The organism is Streptomyces fumanus (assembly GCF_014655295.1).
Taxonomy (GTDB): Bacteria; Actinomycetota; Actinomycetes; order Streptomycetales; family Streptomycetaceae; genus Streptomyces; species Streptomyces fumanus.
In genome coordinates, this window is record NZ_BNBI01000001.1 from 853,142 (window position 1) to 870,585 (window position 17,444).

General features: G+C 73.7%; 14 protein-coding genes and 1 tRNA gene. 6 read left to right on the plus strand and 9 right to left on the minus strand.

Annotated features, from left to right (window positions below):
- Positions 1-1,146, minus strand: coding sequence for a 4-hydroxyphenylpyruvate dioxygenase (gene hppD, locus IE316_RS03805; RefSeq protein ID WP_190202635.1), 1,146 nt, complete (start codon positions 1,144-1,146; stop codon positions 1-3).
- Positions 1,147-1,272: 126 nt separating this feature from the next.
- Here hppD and IE316_RS03810 point away from each other — a divergent pair, with 126 nt between their 5' ends.
- The 5 genes from IE316_RS03810 to IE316_RS03830 are packed head-to-tail and all read left to right on the plus strand — an operon-like array spanning position 1,273 to position 5,471.
- On the plus strand, positions 1,273-1,752 hold the full coding sequence (locus IE316_RS03810) for an Lrp/AsnC family transcriptional regulator (protein WP_190202636.1): 480 nt from the start codon (positions 1,273-1,275) through the stop codon (positions 1,750-1,752).
- Between the two features lie 33 nt (positions 1,753-1,785).
- A complete protein-coding gene (locus IE316_RS03815; protein ID WP_190202637.1) occupies positions 1,786-2,433 on the plus strand; it encodes an ABC transporter permease in 648 nt (215 codons plus the stop codon).
- Positions 2,426-3,673, plus strand: a complete 1,248-nt coding sequence (locus IE316_RS03820; protein ID WP_190202638.1) for a betaine/proline/choline family ABC transporter ATP-binding protein — start codon at positions 2,426-2,428, stop codon at positions 3,671-3,673. The genes IE316_RS03815 and IE316_RS03820 overlap by 8 nt, the downstream gene beginning before the upstream one ends.
- Complete coding sequence (locus IE316_RS03825) at positions 3,673-4,509, plus strand: ABC transporter permease (protein ID WP_190202639.1); 837 nt, start codon at positions 3,673-3,675, stop codon at positions 4,507-4,509. Before IE316_RS03820 ends, IE316_RS03825 begins: the two co-directional genes overlap by 1 nt.
- A complete protein-coding gene (locus IE316_RS03830) occupies positions 4,506-5,471 on the plus strand; it encodes a glycine betaine ABC transporter substrate-binding protein (RefSeq protein ID WP_190202640.1) in 966 nt (321 codons plus the stop codon). The genes IE316_RS03825 and IE316_RS03830 overlap by 4 nt, the downstream gene beginning before the upstream one ends.
- A gap of 7 nt (positions 5,472-5,478) precedes the next feature.
- Here the strand turns inward: IE316_RS03830 and IE316_RS03835 are convergent, their stop codons facing one another.
- The 4 genes from IE316_RS03835 to IE316_RS03850 all read right to left on the minus strand — a co-directional run bounded on the left by IE316_RS03835 (position 5,479) and on the right by IE316_RS03850 (position 10,911).
- Positions 5,479-6,258, minus strand: coding sequence for a S16 family serine protease (locus IE316_RS03835; protein ID WP_190202641.1), 780 nt, complete (start codon positions 6,256-6,258; stop codon positions 5,479-5,481).
- A gap of 287 nt (positions 6,259-6,545) precedes the next feature.
- Positions 6,546-7,187, minus strand: a complete 642-nt coding sequence (locus tag IE316_RS03840; protein ID WP_190202642.1) for an IclR family transcriptional regulator — start codon at positions 7,185-7,187, stop codon at positions 6,546-6,548.
- A 291-nt stretch (positions 7,188-7,478) separates the two neighbouring features.
- Entirely contained in the window at positions 7,479-9,275 is a 1,797-nt protein-coding gene (locus IE316_RS03845) for a DEAD/DEAH box helicase (RefSeq protein WP_190202643.1), read from the minus strand.
- Between the two features lie 178 nt (positions 9,276-9,453).
- Positions 9,454-10,911 carry an MFS transporter gene (locus IE316_RS03850; protein WP_190202644.1) on the minus strand — a complete coding sequence of 486 codons (1,458 nt, stop codon included), beginning with the start codon at positions 10,909-10,911 and terminating at the stop codon, positions 9,454-9,456.
- Positions 10,912-11,122: 211 nt separating this feature from the next.
- On the opposite strand from IE316_RS03850, the gene IE316_RS03855 reads away from it, so the two are divergent.
- A tRNA-Cys gene (locus IE316_RS03855) sits at positions 11,123-11,194 on the plus strand.
- Positions 11,195-11,315: 121 nt separating this feature from the next.
- On the opposite strand, the gene IE316_RS03860 is transcribed toward IE316_RS03855, so the two are convergent.
- From IE316_RS03860 to IE316_RS03875, 4 genes are all read right to left on the minus strand, one after another.
- Entirely contained in the window at positions 11,316-11,957 is a 642-nt protein-coding gene (locus tag IE316_RS03860; protein ID WP_190202645.1) for an SUKH-4 family immunity protein, read from the minus strand.
- A 154-nt stretch (positions 11,958-12,111) separates the two neighbouring features.
- Complete coding sequence (locus IE316_RS03865; protein WP_190202646.1) at positions 12,112-14,421, minus strand: xanthine dehydrogenase family protein molybdopterin-binding subunit; 2,310 nt, start codon at positions 14,419-14,421, stop codon at positions 12,112-12,114.
- Positions 14,418-16,541, minus strand: coding sequence for a (2Fe-2S)-binding protein (locus IE316_RS03870; RefSeq protein ID WP_190202647.1), 2,124 nt, complete (start codon positions 16,539-16,541; stop codon positions 14,418-14,420). The genes IE316_RS03865 and IE316_RS03870 overlap by 4 nt, the downstream gene beginning before the upstream one ends.
- Positions 16,538-17,431: an FAD binding domain-containing protein gene (locus tag IE316_RS03875; protein WP_190202648.1), complete on the minus strand. Its 894-nt coding sequence runs from the start codon at positions 17,429-17,431 to the stop codon at positions 16,538-16,540. Before IE316_RS03875 ends, IE316_RS03870 begins: the two co-directional genes overlap by 4 nt.
- Positions 17,432-17,444 lie beyond the last annotated feature (13 nt).

Sequence of the window (17,444 nt, forward strand, 5' to 3'; positions counted from 1 at the left end):
TCAGAGGTTGCCGCGCTTGGCCTGTTCGCGCTCGATGGCCTCGAACAGCGCCTTGAAGTTGCCCTTGCCGAAGCCCATCGAGCCGTGCCGTTCGATCAGCTCGAAGAAGACGGTCGGGCGGTCCTGGACCGGCTTGGTGAAGATCTGCAGCAGATAGCCGTCCTCGTCGCGGTCGGCGAGGATCTTCAGCTCGCGCAGGGTGTCGACGGGCACCCGGGTGTCGCCGACCCACTCGCCGAGGGTGTCGTAGTAGGAGTCGGGCGTGTCCAGGAACTGCACGCCGGCCGCCTTCATGGTGCGGACGGTCGCCACGATGTCGTTGGTGTTCAGCGCGATGTGCTGGACGCCGGCGCCGCCGTAGAACTCCAGGTACTCGTCGATCTGGGACTTCTTCTTGGCCACGGCGGGCTCGTTGATCGGGAACTTGACCTTGAGGGTGCCGTCGGCGACCACCTTGGACATCAGCGCGCTGTACTCGGTGGCGATGTCGTCGCCGACGAACTCCTTCATGTTGGTGAAGCCCAGGACCTTGTTGTAGAACTCCACCCACTCGTCCATCCGGCCGAGCTCGACGTTGCCGACGCAGTGGTCGACCGCCTGGAAGGTGCGGTGCGCGGGCGGCTGGACGATCGGGCTCGCGGCGGCGAACCCGGGCAGGTACGGGCCGTCGTAGCCGGTGCGTTCGACCAGGGTGTGGCGGGTCTCGCCGTAGGTGGCGATGGCGGCGAGGACGACCGTGCCGTGCTCGTCCTTCAGCTCGTACGGCTCGGCGACCGGGCGGGCGCCGTGCTCGACGGCGTAGGCGAAGGCGGCGCGGGTGTCGGGGACCTCGATGGCGAGGTCGATGACGCCGTCGCCGTGCTCGGCGACGTGCCGGTCGAGGAACCGGCCCCAGTCGGTGACGGGCTTGATGACCGAGGTGAACACGAAGCGGGCGGAGCCGTTCTCCAGCACGTAGCTCGCGGTCTCGCGGCTGCCGTTCTCCGGTCCGGAGTAGGCGACCAGGGTCATGCCGAAGGCGGTGGAGTAGTAGTGCGCCGCCTGCTTGGCGTTGCCCACGGCGAAGACGACCGCGTCCATTCCCTTGACCGGGAAGGGGTCGGCCTGCCGGGCGGTGTCGGGAGTGTGGTGTGTGGTCTGCGTCATAGCCGCAGGATCGGCCCCCTCGGCAGGGTGCGCAATAGTTCGCGTTTTCGCTGGGCATCCTGACCAGCGGAACGCCGGTTCCACGGGGCGATCTGTACAGGATGACCAACGGGGAGGGCGGGGCGGATGGGGATCGATCATCTGGACGGGCGGATCATCGTGCTGCTGGCGCGGGAGCCGCGGATCGGGGTCCTGGAGATGTCCCGGCGACTGGGGGTGGCGCGGGGCACCGCGCAGGCGCGGCTGGACCGCCTTCAGTCGAACGGAGTCATCCGGGGATTCGGCCCGGAGGTGGACCCGGCGGCGCTCGGCTACCCGGTGACGGCGTTCGCGACGCTGGAGATCCGGCAGGGCCAAGGCGCCGATGTCCGGGCGCACTTGGCGGCCGTGCCGGAGGTCCTGGAACTGCACACCACCACCGGCACCGGGGACATGCTCTGCCGGCTGGTGGCCCGCTCGAACGCCGATCTCCAGCGGGTGATCGACCGGGTCGTGGGCTTTGATGGCATCGTCCGGGCCGCCACGGCGATCGTCATGGAGAACCCCGTTCCGCTGCGGGTGATCCCGCTGGTGGAGCAGGCGGCGGCCGACCACGGACGCACCTAGGACCTGGCCCGGCGACGGGGGAGGTGAGCGGATGTGACCTTCTGGGAGTTCCTGGGCAGCCGCCACCAGCAGTTGCTCACCGACGCGGGGCAGCACGCCAGCGCCGTCTTCCAGTGCATGGTGGTGGCGACCGTGCTGGGTGTGCTGATCGGCGTGGCCACCTACCGCAGCGAGTGGGCCGGGAACCTGGCCACCGTCGCCACCTCCACCGTGCTGACCATCCCGTCGCTGGCCATGATCGGCCTGCTCATCCCGATCGTCGGGCTGGGCGTGCCGCCGACGGTGACCGCGCTGACCCTGTACGGGCTGCTGCCCATCGTGCGCAACGCCATCGTCGGGCTGCGCGGCGTCGACCCGTCGCTGGTGGACGCGGCCAAGGGGATCGGCATGTCGCGCACGGCCCGGCTGCTGCGGGTGGAACTGCCGCTGGCCTGGCCGCCGGTCCTGACCGGCATCCGGGTCTCCACGCAGATGCTGATGGGCATCGCCGCGATCGCCGCGTACGCCTCCGGGCCGGGCCTGGGCAACGAGATCTTCCGCGGGATCGCCTCGCTGGGCAGCAAGAACGCGCTCAACCAGGTGCTCGCGGGCACGCTCGGCATCATCGTCCTGGCGCTGCTGTTCGACGCCGCGTACGTGCTGCTCGGGAAGCTGACCATCCCCAGGGGGATCCGTGTCTGAGACGACGGCCACCGCCACCACCGGCGCCACCATCGAGCTGGAGAACCTGACCAAGCGCTACCCCGGCAATCCCCAGCCCGCCGTGGACAACGTCTCGATGGAGATCGGCGCGGGCGAGACGGTCGTCTTCGTCGGCCCCTCGGGCTGCGGCAAGTCCACCACCCTGAAGATGATCAACCGGCTGATCGAGCCGACCGGCGGACGCATCCGCATCGGCGGCGAGGACGTCACCGACATCGACCCGGTCAAACTGCGCCGCAAGATCGGGTACGCCATCCAGTCCTCGGGCCTGTTCCCGCACCTGACCGTGGCGCAGAACATCGCCCTGGTGCCGCGGATGACCGGCTGGTCCAAGGCCCGTACCCGGGACCGGGTGGAGGAGATGCTCGACCTGGTGGGCCTGGACCCCGGGGAGTTCCGCCACCGCTATCCGCGCCAGTTGTCCGGCGGGCAGCAGCAGCGGGTCGGGGTGGCGCGGGCGCTGGCCGCCGATCCGCCGGTGCTGCTGATGGACGAGCCGTTCGGCGCGGTCGACCCGATCACCCGGGACCACCTCCAGGACGAGCTGATCCGGCTCCAGCACGAACTGCACAAGACCATCGTCTTCGTCACCCACGACTTCGACGAGGCGATCAAGCTGGGCGACCGGATCGCGGTGCTGCGCGAACGCTCCCACATCGCCCAGTTCGACACCCCGGAGGCGATCCTGACCAACCCGGCCGACGACTTCGTCTCCGGTTTCGTGGGCGCGGGGGCGGCGCTGAAGCGGCTGAACCTGACCCGGGTGCGGGACGTGGGCATCACCGACTACCCGACGGTGACCGTGGACGACCCGCTCCAGCACATCTTCGACCGGCTCCGGGCCAGCGGCAGCAACGAGATCCTGCTGCTGGACCGGCGCGGCCGGCCCTACAAGTGGCTGCGGCGCGGCGATCTGATGCGGGCCAAGGGGTCCCTGGCGCGGGCCGGGACGCCGGTCCACGACACGGTGACGCGGGACGCGACGCTGCGGGACGCGCTGGAGGCGGTGCTCACCGACAACGCCGGGCGGGTCGCGGTCACCGGGCGGCGCGGCGCGTACGAGGGCGTCGTCGACATGGAGACGCTGATGAACTCCGTGCACGAGATGCTGGAGGCCGACCGGCTGGACGCGCTGGCCCACCAGCACGACCTGGAGGAGGCCCGCGCCGAGCGGACCCGGGCCGAGCAGGAGGGCCGCGGAGGGGAGCCGGCACCGTGATGAGCCCTTCCTCCCGGCGGCCGCCCGCGGACCTCGGGTACGAGGACGAACCCGAGGACGATCAGGAGCCCCGGCCCGCGCCGCCCGCCCCGTCCCGGCGGCGCGTCGGCTACCGCAAGCTGACCTTCCTGCCCGCGCTGCTGGTGGCGGTGCTGCTGGCGACCTGGCTCTGGTTCCGGCAGGCCGACCTGGACGCGCTGAGCGAGAACGCGCTGGCCGGCGGGCAGGTCACCAAGGCCCTGTGGCAGCACGTGCAGTTGACGGTGATCTCCACCTTCTTCGTGCTGATCATCGCCATTCCGCTGGGCGTCCTGCTCACCCGCCGGATGTTCCGCCGGGCGACCCCGGCGGCCCTCGCCGTCGCCAACACCGGCCAGGCCACCCCGGCCATCGGCCTGCTGGCGCTGCTGGTGATCTGGCTGGGCATCGGCCGCCGGGCCGCCCTCATCGGCATCATCGTCTACGCGATCCTGCCGGTGCTCGCCAACACCATCGCGGGCCTGCGGGCCAACGACCCGACCCTGCTGGAGGCGGCCCGCGGCATCGGCATGTCCCCCCTCGGCGTCCTGCTCCGCGTCGAACTGCCGCTCGCCGTCCCGCTGATCCTGGCCGGGGTGCGCACCGCCCTCGTCCTCAACGTCGGTACGGCGACCCTGGCGACCTTCGGCGGGGGCGGCGGCCTGGGGGTGCTGATCACCACCGGCATCACCAGCCAGCGGATGCCGGTGCTGGTGCTGGGCTCGGTCCTGACCGTCGCCCTGGCCCTGCTGGTGGACTGGCTGGCCTCGCTCGCCGAGGTGCTGCTCAGCCCGCGCGGCCTGGAGGCGGGCTCATGAGGCGCCTCGCCCGGGCGCTGCTGGCCGGGGTGCTGCTCGCCGCCGCCGGCTGCGGTCTGACCAGCGGCTCCCCCATGGCCGACGACGTGGAACCGGGCACCGTCGGCCGCGGCCGGCCGCTCGAGGGCGCCGACCTGACCGTCGTATCGAAGGAGTTCACCGAGCAGCTCGTGCTCGGCGCGATCATGGGCATCGCCTTCGAGGCGGCCGGCGCGCAAGTGCTGGACCGCACCGGCATCCAGGGCTCGGTCGGCACCCGCGCGGCCGTCGAGAACGGCGACGCCGACGCCACGTACGAGTACACCGGCACCGCCTGGATCACGTACCTCGGCAACAGCCACCCGATCCCCGACCCGCGGCGGCAGTGGGAGGCGGTGCGCGCGGCGGACGCCAAGAAGGGGCTGAGCTGGCTGCCCCCGGCGGCGCTGAACAACACGTACGCGCTGGCCATGAACCGGGCCCACCACGAGAAGTACCGCACGGACACCCTGTCGCAGGTGGCCGCGTTGGCGAAGTCCGACCCGGGGGCGGTGACGCTGTGCGTGGAAGGCGAGTTCGCCAACCGCGCGGACGGGCTGCCGGGACTGCAGAAGGCGTACGGGATGCGGCTGCCGGCGCGGAACATCACGCAGATGGACACCGGGATCATCTACACCCAGACCGCCAAGGGCGCCTGCGTCTACGGCGAGGTCTACACCACCGACGGGCGGATCAGGTCGATGGACCTGGTGGTGATGGAGGACGACCGGAAGTTCTTCCCGAACTACAACGCGGCGCCCATGGTCCGCACCGACACCCTGAAGAAGTGGCCGGCCATCGCCGACGTGCTCGCCCCGGTCACCGAGGCGCTCACCAACGACGTGGCGCGGGAGCTGAACGCCCGGGTCGACGTGGACGGGGAGGACCCGCACCAGGTGGCGCTGGACTGGATGACGCGGAAGGGGTTCGTGAGGGAGGGCTGAGCCCGGCTCAGCAGTGCGGCACCTCGCCCTTGCCGTCGGCCAGCGCGCGCAGCGCGTCGACGGCGCCTTTCAGCGTCGTCACCGGGACCAGCCGCAGCCCCTTCGGCAGCTCGGTGGCCGCGTCCGCGCACTCCGCCTTCGGTACGAGGAAGACGGTCGCCCCGTCGCGCCGGGCCGCCTGCGTCTTCAGCGGCACCCCGCCGACGGCGCCGACCTCGCCGCCGGGCGTGATGGTGCCCGTACCGGCGATGGTCCGGCCGCCGGTGAGGTCGCCGGCGCCCAGCTTGTCGATGATGCCGAGGGAGAACAGCAGCCCGGCGCTGGGACCGCCGACGTCCGCCAGGCGCAGCTTCACGTCCACGTCGTCGGGGTCCAGCTTCAGATAGCCCAGCGCGGCGCTGACCGCGTCGTCCTGGGACTCCTTCATCTGCGCGGTGTTGTACCGCTCGATCTCCCCCGGGTCGTCGCCGCTGGGGTAGACCGCGTCGCGCGGCATGACCGCCCGGTCGGTGTCGAACCAGGCGCCGATCACCTCGCCGAGCGAGATCCGTGTCTCCGGGCCGGTCGCCACGATGGTCGTCATCCGCAGTTGCCCGCTGGTCTTCCGGGTCGGCGCCCCCGAGACGGTGATCACCGGGGTGCCCCGGTTCTTCCCCAGCACGTCCGCCGTCATCCCGGGCTCGGCCACGGAGAACGGCAGCGGCGCGAGCCCGGCGACGGCGAACAGCGCCACGACGGGCAGGGCACAGACGGCGAGAACCTGGTGACGCGTGAGACGAGAGAGCACGGGTTCAATCTAACGCGGGGCCCCTACGCCCAACCGGGACGGGGCACCAGCGCCCCCAGGGACGCGAGGCACACCGGGCACGGCAGCACCCTCAGGGGCGCGGACAACGCCCTCAGGGGCGCGGGGAACTGCGCGCCCAATCACCGGCCAGGACGGAACGCCGGCGCGGACAACGCCCCCAGGGGCGCGGGGAACTGCGCGCCCAGCCACACTCCACCCGCACCCGGCGACGCGGAACGGGGAAGGCTCAGCGGAACCGCGTCACCGTACCGCGTCAGCGCACCGCGTCAGCGCAACGCCTCCGCCACCTCCCGCGCCGCATCCCGTACCCGCGGACCGACCCGTTCCGGTATCACGTCCGCCAGCATCACCACGCCGACACTGCCCTCGACGCCGGAGACGCCGAGCAGCGGGGCCGCCGCCCCGCACGCGCCGGTCTCCAGCTCCCCGCTGGTGAGGGTGTAGCCGGGGTCGGTGGCGGGCTGCTGCCGGGCGGCCAGGATCGCCCGGCCCGCGGCACCCCGGTCCAGCGGGTGCCGGAACCCGGCCCGGTAGGCCACGTGGTAGTCGGTCCAGGTCGGCTCGACGACGGCCACGGCCAGCGCCTCCGCGCCGTCCACCAGCGTCAGATGGGCGGTCGCCCCGATGTCCTCGGCCAGCGCGCGCAGCGCCGGCATCGCCGCCTCGCGGACCAGGGGGTGCACCTGGCGGCCCAGGCCCAGCACGCCGAGCCCGACCCGGGCCCGGCCGCCGAGGTCACGGCGTACCAGGGCGTGCTGTTCCAGCGTGGCGAGCAACCGGTACACCACGGTCCGGTTCACCCCGAGGCGGTGCGAGAGTTCGGTGACGGTCAGCCCGTGGTCGGTTTCGGCGAGCAGCTTGAGGACCCGCAGTCCCCTGTCGAGCGTCTGGGAGGTCTCCGCGGTCACGACGCCCACTCCTTCAGTGGTGAGGTCGGCGGCCTCCTCGCGGCGGGTGCGGCACCGAGTCCCGTCGGTGCCGCGCCTGAGGCCGCCGATCGGCCGGCGGCCCGGCGGCGTCCGGGCCCGAGTCGCTTCACGGCTGCGCTCCGCGGCGGCGCTGCCACGGGGCGTGTGCGTAGCGGGACAGTAGCGAGCCGGTCCGCTCAGCGGAAGGTTCCGTCCAGAATCCGGTCAGTCACCTGTACGGACTACTGACGTTTGTCCTGGTACGTACGCCCACCAGGCCCTTCCGGCCTGTCACTTCATGCGGGTCGCCCACTCCTGCACCTTGGCGATGCGCTGCCGCAACTGCCCGGCCGTGGCCTCGGCGCTGGGCGGACCGCCGCAGACCCGGCGCAGCTCGGTGTGGATGACGCCGTGCGGTTTGCCGCTCTGGTGGACGTAGGCGCCGACCATGGTGTTGAGCTGGCGGCGCAGTTCCATCATCTCCTTGTGGGAGACGACCGGCCGCCGCTCGGCGGGCAGTTCGAGCAGGTCGGCCTCCTCGTCCGGCTTCCTGCGGCTGTGCGCGATCTGCCGGGCCTGCCGCTTCTGGAGCAGGAGCTGCACCTGGTCGGGTTCGAGCAGGCCGGGGATGCCGAGGTAGTCCTGCTCCTCCTCGCTGCCCGGGTGGGCCTGCATCCCGAACTCGGCGCCGTTGTACATCACCCGGTCGAAGACGGCTTCGGACTCCAGCGCCTCGAAGGAGAACTGCTCCTGCTCGCCGGTGTCCTCGTCCTGCTCCCGGTTGGCCTCGTCCATCTCCTTCTCGGACTCGGCGTACGGGTCCTCCTCGCCGTCCTTCTTGGGGCGGTCCAGGACGTGGTCGCGCTCGCGCTCCATCTCGTTGGCGAAGGAGAGCAGGTCGGGCACGGTCGGCAGGAACACGGACGCGGTCTCGCCGCGCCGCCGGGACCGTACGAAGCGGCCGACGGCCTGGGCGAAGAACAGCGGGGTCGAGATGGTGGTGGCGTACACCCCGACCGCGAGGCGGGGCACGTCGACGCCCTCGGACACCATGCGGACGGCGACCATCCACCGGTCGGTGCCGTTGCTGAAGGTGTCGATGTTCTTGGAGGCGCCGGTGTCGTCGGAGAGCACCAGGGTGGCCTTGGTGCCGGTGATCTCGCGGATCAGCTTGGCGTAGGCGCGGGCGGAGTCCTGGTCGGAGGCGATGACCAGGGCGCCGGCGTCCGGGATGGCCTTCCGTACCTCGGTGAGCCGCTGGTCGGCGGCGCGCAGCACGGACGGCATCCACTCGCCGCGCGGATCGAGCGCGGTGCGCCACGCCTGGCTGACCGCGTCCTTGGTCATCGGCTCGCCGAGCCGCGCGGCGATCTCGTCGCCGGCCTTGGTCCGCCAGCGCATGTTCCCGCTGTAGGAGAGGAAGATCACCGGCCGCACGACGCCGTCCGCGAGGGCGGCGCCGTAGCCGTAGGTGTAGTCGGCGGCGGAGCGCCGGATGCCGTCGGGGCCCTCCTCGTACGTGACGAAGGGGATCGGGTTGGTGTCGGAGCGGAACGGCGTACCGGTCAGCGCCAGCCGCCGGGTGGCCGGCTCGAACGCCTCCAGGCACGCCTCGCCCCAGGACTTGGAGTCACCGGCGTGGTGGATCTCGTCCAGGATCACCAGGGTCTTGCGCTGCTCGACCCGGTTGCGGTGCAGCATGGGCCGCACCCCGACACCGGCGTACGTCACGGCGACGCCGTCGTACTCCCGGCCGAGCGGCCCGGCGCTGTACTCGGGGTCCAGCTTGATCCCTATCCGCGCCGCCGCCTCGGCCCACTGCTTCTTCAGGTGCTCGGTCGGCGCCACCACGGTCACCTGCTGCACGACGTGGTGGTGCAGCAGCCAGGACGCCAGCGTCAGCGCGAAGGTCGTCTTGCCGGCGCCCGGCGTGGCGACCGCCAGGAAGTCGCGGGGCTGCTCCTGGATGTACTTCTCCATCGCCCCCTGCTGCCAGGCGCGCAGCTTGCTGGCGGTACCCCACGGGGCACGCCCGGGGAAGGCCGGCGACAGGTGGTGCGAGGAGCTGGAACTGGCGGTGGTAGTCACGGTCTCCGAAGGGGGTCGGTCGGCTCGGCCACGTATGACAACCGGGCCACCCTACCGGCGCCCACCACCTGCCGGTGCCCGGGTCCCGCCGGGTCGCCCGCGGGTGGGACGGAGGTCACAGTCACCACGCGGAGGGCGGCAGGGGCGCCGGGACCTCGGGCCCTCACTGCCCCGCCGCTCACCGCTGCCGCAGCCGCGTGGTCACCCACGCTCCCACCAGCGCCACCCCCGCCATCGGCAGGAACACCGCCGCGAAGGCGGCCGGGTGGGAGCCGGTGGCGTCGGTCGTGGTGTGGGTGACCGTGCCGCCGCCGAGGGCGGCGAAGGCGGCGCCGCCGGCGGCGAGGAGGAGGACGTTGGAGAGGCCGTCGGAGATCTGGAGGGCGGCGGAGTTGGTACCGGCCTCCTGGGGCGAGGAGAGCTTGAGCAGCATGACGCTGGTGGAGGAGATCACCAGGCCCATGCCGAGGCAGCCGAAGGCCCAGGCGACGGCCACCGTCCAGGCGGGCACGGCCTCGATCAGGACGCTGGGCGCGGTGGCGATGGCGGCGGCGACCAGGAGCATGCCGAGGGTCATCAGCCGTTCCCGGTACGGCTCCAGCTTGGGCCGGGACTGCAGCCAGGAGCCGCCCGCCCAGGTCAGGCCGCCCGCCGCGAGGGAGAAGCCGGCCAGTGTGGGGCTGAGGCCGCGCTGGGTGACCAGCATCAGCGGGACGAAGGACTCGGCGGCGATGAAGGAGCCCGCGGCGATGCCGCGCAGCAGGACGACGGAGGGCAGGCCGCGGGCGGCCCGGTAGGTGCCGCGCGGGAGCAGCCCGAGGACGGCCGGCCCGAGCAGCGCGGCGCCCACGGCACCGGGGAGCAGGGATATCCAGCGCAGGTCCTGGGCCGCGTACTGGAGGAGTCCGGCGCCGAGCGAGATCGCGAGGGCGAGCCGGATCCGCCGCCGGTCGAAGGAGGGCGGTGCCTCCTCGCCCTGGGTCACCGGCCCGGCGGCCCGGCGGCGTATCTGCGGCAGGGCGAGCGCCAGCGGGAACACCACCAGCACCGGGATGCCGATGAACACCCAACGCCACCCGAGGTGCTCGGTCACCGCCCCCGACGCCAGCGGTCCGACGATGGACGGCACGATCCATCCGGCCGCGAACGCCGCCATGATCGCCGGCCGCAGCCGCTCCGGATAGGCCCGGCCGACGACCACGTACAGCGCGACGATCACCAGCCCGCCGCCGAGCCCCTGCACCGCCCGGCCCAGGATGAACAGCCACATCGCCCCGGCCGTCCCCGACAGCACCAGCCCCGCCGCGAAGCTCCCGATCCCCCAGGTCAGCGGCCCGATCGGCCCCCGCCGGTCGGACCACTGCCCGGACAGCACCATCCCGAACAGGCTCGTCGTGAAGTACCCCGAGAACGCGAACGCGTACAGCGACACCCCGTCCAGCTCCCGGGCCGCCACCGGCATCGCCGTCCCTACCGCGGTCGCCTCGAAGGCGATGAGTACGACGACGGAGACGATGCCGATGCTGAGGGCCCGGTAGGCCCGGCTCAGCACGGTGTCGTCGCTCTTCGTCGGGGGCAGGCCGGGGCTCGGCTCGGTGTCGGCGACGTCGGTGTCGCGCGGCTCAGGGGTGGTCATGGTCGCCAGGGTAAGGGGCGTACTCCGAGTTGGCCCCTGTCGGGAGACGGTTCGCGACCGGGACTTCGGTCGTACGACCGCCGCCCCGCACGCTCCTCCTTCCATGAACGGCGTATGGCAGTCGCGTTGCGGCGCACCCCGACCCCTTGAGCCCCTCCCCTCCCCCGCCCTACGGTCGTTCCACCGAGCCGGACCGACGGGTCCGCGCCCGGGCCGTGTGCCCGAGTGGTTGAGGGACTCGCCTGCAAAGCGAGTTACGCGGGTTCGATTCCCGCCACGGCCTCTGGTGCCTTGACCAGGCAAAAGAAAAGGGCGGCACCCCGGAAGGGGTGCCGCCCTTTGGCCGTCCGTCTCAGTTCCCGTCTCAGTCGGCCGGTAGCAGCGCTCGACGCTCGGACAGGGCGTCACGGCCTCGGTGTTCGGTGTTCCAGAGGTGCCGACGCGCCCTTGGGCCCGGGGGCCGTGGCCTCCGGTGTCACTGTTCTGTGGAGGAGCCACAGGGTGTAGGTGAGGGTGGAGACGTCCGGGGTCAGGGGGCGGAGGGTGGTGGTGGGGTGGTGCCAGGTGAGGATCGTGCCGGTGGTGCCGTCGATGACCGCGTCCTCGTCGCCGGGGAGGGTGCCCAGGCGGATCAGGTGGGCGGGGGCGGCCGGGTCCTCGTAGTGCTCGTGGAGGGTCGGCAGGGCGATGTCGTCCTGGCCCAGGCGGAGGGGGAAGGCGTCCTCCGGCAGGCCCGTGTCGCGCAGGAAGCGGCGGGTGGGCTCGTGGGTGAGGGACGGCGGGAAGTCGAGGTCCTCGAAGCGGACGATGCGGGACCGGCCGAAGTCGCGGGCGAGCAGGCGGTGCGGCAGGTCCAGGGCGAGGCCGGAGGCGGTACGGCGGTCCGTCGACAGCAGGAGGCAGCCGATCAGTGCCGCCGGGTTCCAGAACAGGCCCGCCGAGGACGGTTCCCGGGTGGTGGTGAGGCGGGCCAGGGTGAGCAGGGACGGCACCTGTCCCGGCGTCCGTGCCGCCGCCGTCGTCGGATCGCTCGTGAGCCCGTGCATGTCTCCCCCGGATGGTGTGCGCGCGGGAACGGCCGTCGTTCCCAGCGCTTCGCACTCTACGCGCGGGCACTGACAACGCCCGGTCGGCCGCGGCGTGTTCACCGGGTAGGACGCATGCCGCGCCCCGGCGCGTTGCCTGGGGGGCGGGAGGAACTCAGGTGACCACCGCGGCCTGGGGGCGGATGGGCAGGCGGCTCACCGGGCGGCCGGTGGCGGCGCGCACCGCGGAGGCGACCGCCGCCGGGGAGGCGACCACCGGGACCGCGCTGACCGCCTTGGCGCCGAACGGGGCCACCACGTCGCGTTCCTCGACGAGCTTGACGATCCGGATGTCGGGGGCGTCCAGGGCCGTCGGCAGGGCGTAGCCGGTCAGGTCGGGGTGGCGGATCAGGCCGCGCGGGGTGCGCAGGTTCTCGGTGAGCGCGATGCCCACGCCCTGGGTGACGCCGGCCTCGATGCGGGCGGCGAGCTGGGCCGGGTTCAGGATCCGGCCGACGTCCTGGGCGACGGCGAGCTCCACGACCCGTACCGAGCCCAGTTCGATGTCGACGTCGACCACCGCGCGGACGGCGCAGAAGGCCATGCCGACGAAGGCGTCGCCCTGACCGGACTCGTTCAGCGGCTCGGTGGGGTGCGGGCGGCACTGGGCGGTGGCCCACAGTTCCTTGCCGGCCAGTTCCTCGGCGACCGTGGTCGACAGCACACCGTCGTACGAGGTGATCTTCCCGTCGGCGATCTGGAGCAGCTCGGTGGACATGCCGAACTTGTGCGCGAGCGGCTGGAGGAGCTGGGTGCGGACCATCTTGGCCGCCCGCTCCACCGCGCCGCCCGACACCCAGGTGTGGCGGCCCCGGCAGCCCGCGCCGGCCGGGGGCTGGTCGGTGTCGACGGGGGCGACCCGCACCTCGTCCACGCCGAGGGTCTCCTGGACGATCTGCCGGGCGAGCGTGCTGAAGCCCTGCCCGGTCTCCACCGCCGCGCAGAGCACGGTCGCCACGCCGTCCTGGACCTTCACCGTCGCCGTGGACACCTCGTCGGCGCCCTCCGCGCCGAGCACGTGCACCATGCCGATGCCGTAGCCCACGCCGCGGCGCACCGCGCCCGGTTCGCCCGCGCCCTCGGGCCCGCCGGGCAGCAGCCACTCCTCCTCGGGCGTGTCCTTGGGCAGCGCCGGGAGCGGGAAGTCGCGTACCGCCTGGAGGAGTTCGGCGACCGGGGCCGGGCAGGTGACGGTCTGGCCGGTCGGCAGGACGTCACCGGTGGCCAGGACGTTGCGCAGCCGCACCTCGGCCGGGTCCAGGCCCAGCTTCTTGGCGATCTTGTCCATCTGCGCCTCGTACGCGGCGCACACCTGCATCGCGCCCTCGCCGCGCACATGCCCGGAGGGCGGGTTGTTGGTGCGGACCGCCCAGCCCTCGATGAACGCGTTCGGCACGACGTACGGGCCGCAGGCGAAGGCGACGGCGGCGGCCAGGGCGTCGGAGGAGGTGTCGGCGTAGGCGCCCGCGTCCAGCAGGATCTGCGCCTCGACCTTCACCAGGCGGCCCTCGGCGTCCGCGTGGTGGCGGTAGCGCAGCAGGGTGGGGTGGCGGTGGGCGTGGCCGAGGAAGGACTCCTCACGCGTGGCGGTCAGTTTCACCGGGCAGCCGGTCCTGAGCGCCAGCAGGCCGAGCGGGAGCTGGAAGCCCTGGTCCTCGCGGTCGGCGGTGGCGCCCGGCACCCCGGTGACGACGACCTTCACCTGCTCGGGCGGCAGCCCGAAGGCGGCGGCGGCCCGGTCGCGGTCGCCGTGCGGGTCGGTGGAGGCGAGGTACAGCTCCACGCCGCCGTCCGGACGGGGCACCGCCAGCCCGGCCTCGGCACCGATCGGCGCCGGGTCCTGGCGGCCGATCCGGTACAGGCCCTCCACGACGACCTCGCCGCTCGCCTCCGGGTCGCCGTGGCGCAGCGGGATGTGCCGGATCAGGTTGCCGTCGGGGTGCAACGGCTCGGCCTCGAACGCCTGCTCGGGGTCGGTGACCGGGTCCAGCACCTCGTACTCGACGATGACGGCGGCGGCGGCCATCCGCGCGGTGTCCGGGTGGTCGGCGGCGACGGCGGCGATGGGCTCCCCGTGGTGGCGCACCACCTCGGCGGCGAACACCGGCCGGTCGGCCCGGCCGCGTCCGACCAGGGGGGCGCCGGTGACGTCCGCGTGGGTGACGACCGCCCGTACGCCGGGCATCTCGCGCGCGTGGCTGGTGTCGATGGACACGATGCGCGCGTGCGGGTGCGGCGAGCGCAGCACGGCCGCCCAGAGCAGGCCCTCGGCCCACAGGTCGGCGGCGTACGGGAAGGTGCCCTCCGTCTTGGCGCGGGCGTCGGCGGGCGGCAGGGACGCGCCCAGGCCGTGCGCGATCGGTTCGGGGGCGGGCGCCGCCGCCGCGGTCGCCACGGCCTCCGCGGTGGCTGCTTCGTCGGTCACGCGTGGCCTCCGTCCTGGCCGTCGTGCTGGTCGTGCGGCGCCGGCGGCGCCGGGGGCTGCCCGGCGGGCGCGCCGGGCGGGTGCGGCGGTTCGAACGCCGTCGGCGACTCGAACACGGACGGCGACTCGAAGGCCGCCGGGTGGACGCCGCCGGCGCCGGGACCCGCCTGGTGCGGGATACGGGCCTCGCCGGTGTCCTGTTCACCCGCGTCGGCCGCCGCGTGCGCCTCGCGCTCGGCGACGACCTCCTCGACGGCCCGCAGGACGCCCCGGTAGCCCGAGCAGCGGCACAGGTTGCCGCAGAGCGCCTGGCGGGTCTCCAGGGGGGTCGGCGCCGGGTTGCCCTCCAGCAGGTCGTGCACGGTCATCGCCATGCCGGGCACGCAGAAACCGCACTGCACCGCGCCGCACCGGGCGAGCGCCCGCTGCACGTCCGACGGCTGCCCGTCGGCGGCCAGGCCCTCGACCGTACGGACCTCGCTGCTCGCCGCGGTCGCGGCCGGGACCAGGCAGGAGGCGACCAGGCGGCCGTCGACCTGCACGTTGCAGGCGCCGCACTCGCCCTGCGAGCAGCCGTCCTTGGCGCCCGCGAGGCCGAGCCGCTCGCGCAGCACGTAGAGCAGCGACTCGCCGATCCAGGCGTCGGTGACGGGCCGGTCGGTGCCGTTGACGCGCAGGACGTAGGAGGCGAGGGGGTGTTCCTCGTGCGGGGCGGCGGCGACCTCGGGGGCGGCGGTGTCCTCGGCGGCGGCTTCGGGGGCGTCGTCCTCGGCGGGGGCCTCGGAGGCAGGAGCCTCGGCAGCGGGGGCCTCGGACGGGTCGCCCTCGGCTTCGGTCCCGGCCGCGCCTTCGCCCTCGGCCTCGACCTCGGCTTCGGCCTCCGGCTCGGCGGTGCCCTCCGGCTCCTCCGACTCCTCCGGCTCCTCCGACTCCTCCGGCTCCGCCCGCTCCTCCGACTCCGCCCGCTCGGGCGCGGCGTCCTCCGGAGCGTCGCCGGACGCCGGCTCCCCGTCGGGGCCGTCCGCCGCCGAAGGCTCGGCCTCGTCCGTCTCCGCAGCCTCGGCCCCGGCGGCCGTCAGCGCCTCCTGCGCCGCCTCCGGTGCCGTCTCCGACTCCTCGGCGGGGGCGGGCGGTTCCGGGCGCTCTGCCGGGCCCTCAGGGGCCTCCACGCCCCCTCGCGCATCTTCCGTCGCCGTCTCCTCGGACGGCGCACCGGCGGGGGCGTCCCCGGCGGGCGGCGTCTCCCCCCACGGCTGTCCGGTCGCCTGGGTCGCCCAGGGCGCGGGCGCGCCGCCCGGGAGGGTGGCCGGCGGGGTGCCGCCCCACTGCTCGACCAGGGCGGACGTGGTGAACTCGCCGGATTCGTCCGGCAGCTCGCCCCCGGCGACCGGGATGGACCACTGGCCGGTGACGTCGTGACCGGGCGCGGGCGGCGCCGCCGGCTCCTCCGCCGCGGCCGCCGAGAAGTCCCAGTGCCCGGTGGCACCCGGCCGGTACACGAACTGGTCGTCCCGCCCGGCCTCGTCCGGCCGGCCGTAGGGCTGCCCGCCGTACGGCTGCTGGTCGTGCTGCCCGTACGGCTGCTGCCCGCCGTGGCCGTGGTCCCCGTACGGCTGCTCTCCGTACGGCTGCTCCCCGTACGGCTGTTCCCCGTACGGCTGCTCTCCGTAAGGGTGCTCACCGTACGGCTGCTGCCCGCCCTGTTCCGGCCCGCCGTACGGCTGCTGCCCGCCGTGCTCCTGCGGCCCGTAGAACCGCTGGTCCTGCTGCCCGTAGGGCTGCGCCCCGCCGCCGTCCTGCCCGTGCCCGTACGGCTCCTGCTCCCCGCTCCCCTGCGCCTGCCACTGCGCGCCGTCCACCGGTGCGGACGGCATCGCCCAGGTGCCGGTCGCCGCCGGGTCGGTGCCCGCGGTGGTCGCGGGGGTGACCGTTATCGGCGGGGGCACATAGCCGTGGCCGGGGGCCGCGAGGGGGCTGTCGACGGAGTCGAGGAGCGCGTCGATGCCGCCCTCGGGGAGTTTCACGAAGGCGGTGGCGCCGTCGTCGTAGTCGCCCTGGGGCAGCGGGTCCCAGCGTCCGCCGCCCTCGGGCACACCCTGTCCGTGCTGGTCGTCGCTCACGTCAGCGCCCTCCCCAGTGCTCGTCGGGCCAGCGCGGCGACGGTGCGCCGCAGGTGCAGTACGGCGGGCGGGAGCTGCGGTACGGACCCGTCCTCGGCGGGGGCGGGGTCCGGGATGCAGGCGGCGGCGACGTACTCGCCGAAGGCGGTGAGCGCCTCGGGGACGATCGCGCGGTTGTTGTCCCAGTCGATGAGCTGGGCGACCCAGTGCTCGGCCTCCAGGGGACGCAGCGGCATGGGCGCTATGGCGCCGACCGCGCACCGCACCCCGCGCCGGGCCGGGTCGAGGACCAGGGCGACGGAGGCGACCGCGCGGCCGGGGCCGGTGCGGCCGGTGGCCTTGAGGAAGACCTGCGGGGCGTGCAGCAGCGGCACGCGCACGTAGCCGATGAGTTCGCCCGCGCGGAGCAGCTCCACGCCCGCCAGCAGGTGCGACACCGGGATCTCGCGGCGGGCCCCGCCCGGGCCCGCGATGATCAGCGTCGCCTCCAGGGCGGCCAGGACCGGCAGCGCGTCGCCGGTGGGCGCGGCAGTGGCGATGTTGCCGCCGAGGGTGCCCGCGTTACGGATGTGCGGCGGGCCCGCGGCGCGCGCGGCGGCGGCCAGCGCCGGGATGAGGGCGGCGAAGTCGGGGCGCCCCATGCGCGCGTGGGTGAGTCCGGCGCCGAGCAGGGCGTGGCCGTCCTGGTACTGCCAGCCGCGGATCTCGCTGATCCGGCCGAGGCCGACCAGGGCGGCGGGCCGGAGCTGCCCGGAGTTGACGGCGGTCATCAGGTCGGTGCCGCCGGCGACGGGGACGGCGGTGGGCAGCGCGGCGAGCGCGGCCACGGCCTCGTCCAGTGTCGTGGGCAGCGTGACGGCCTGCGCCGCCTGCGGTGCGTGCGTGCTCAAACCGGCTGCCCCT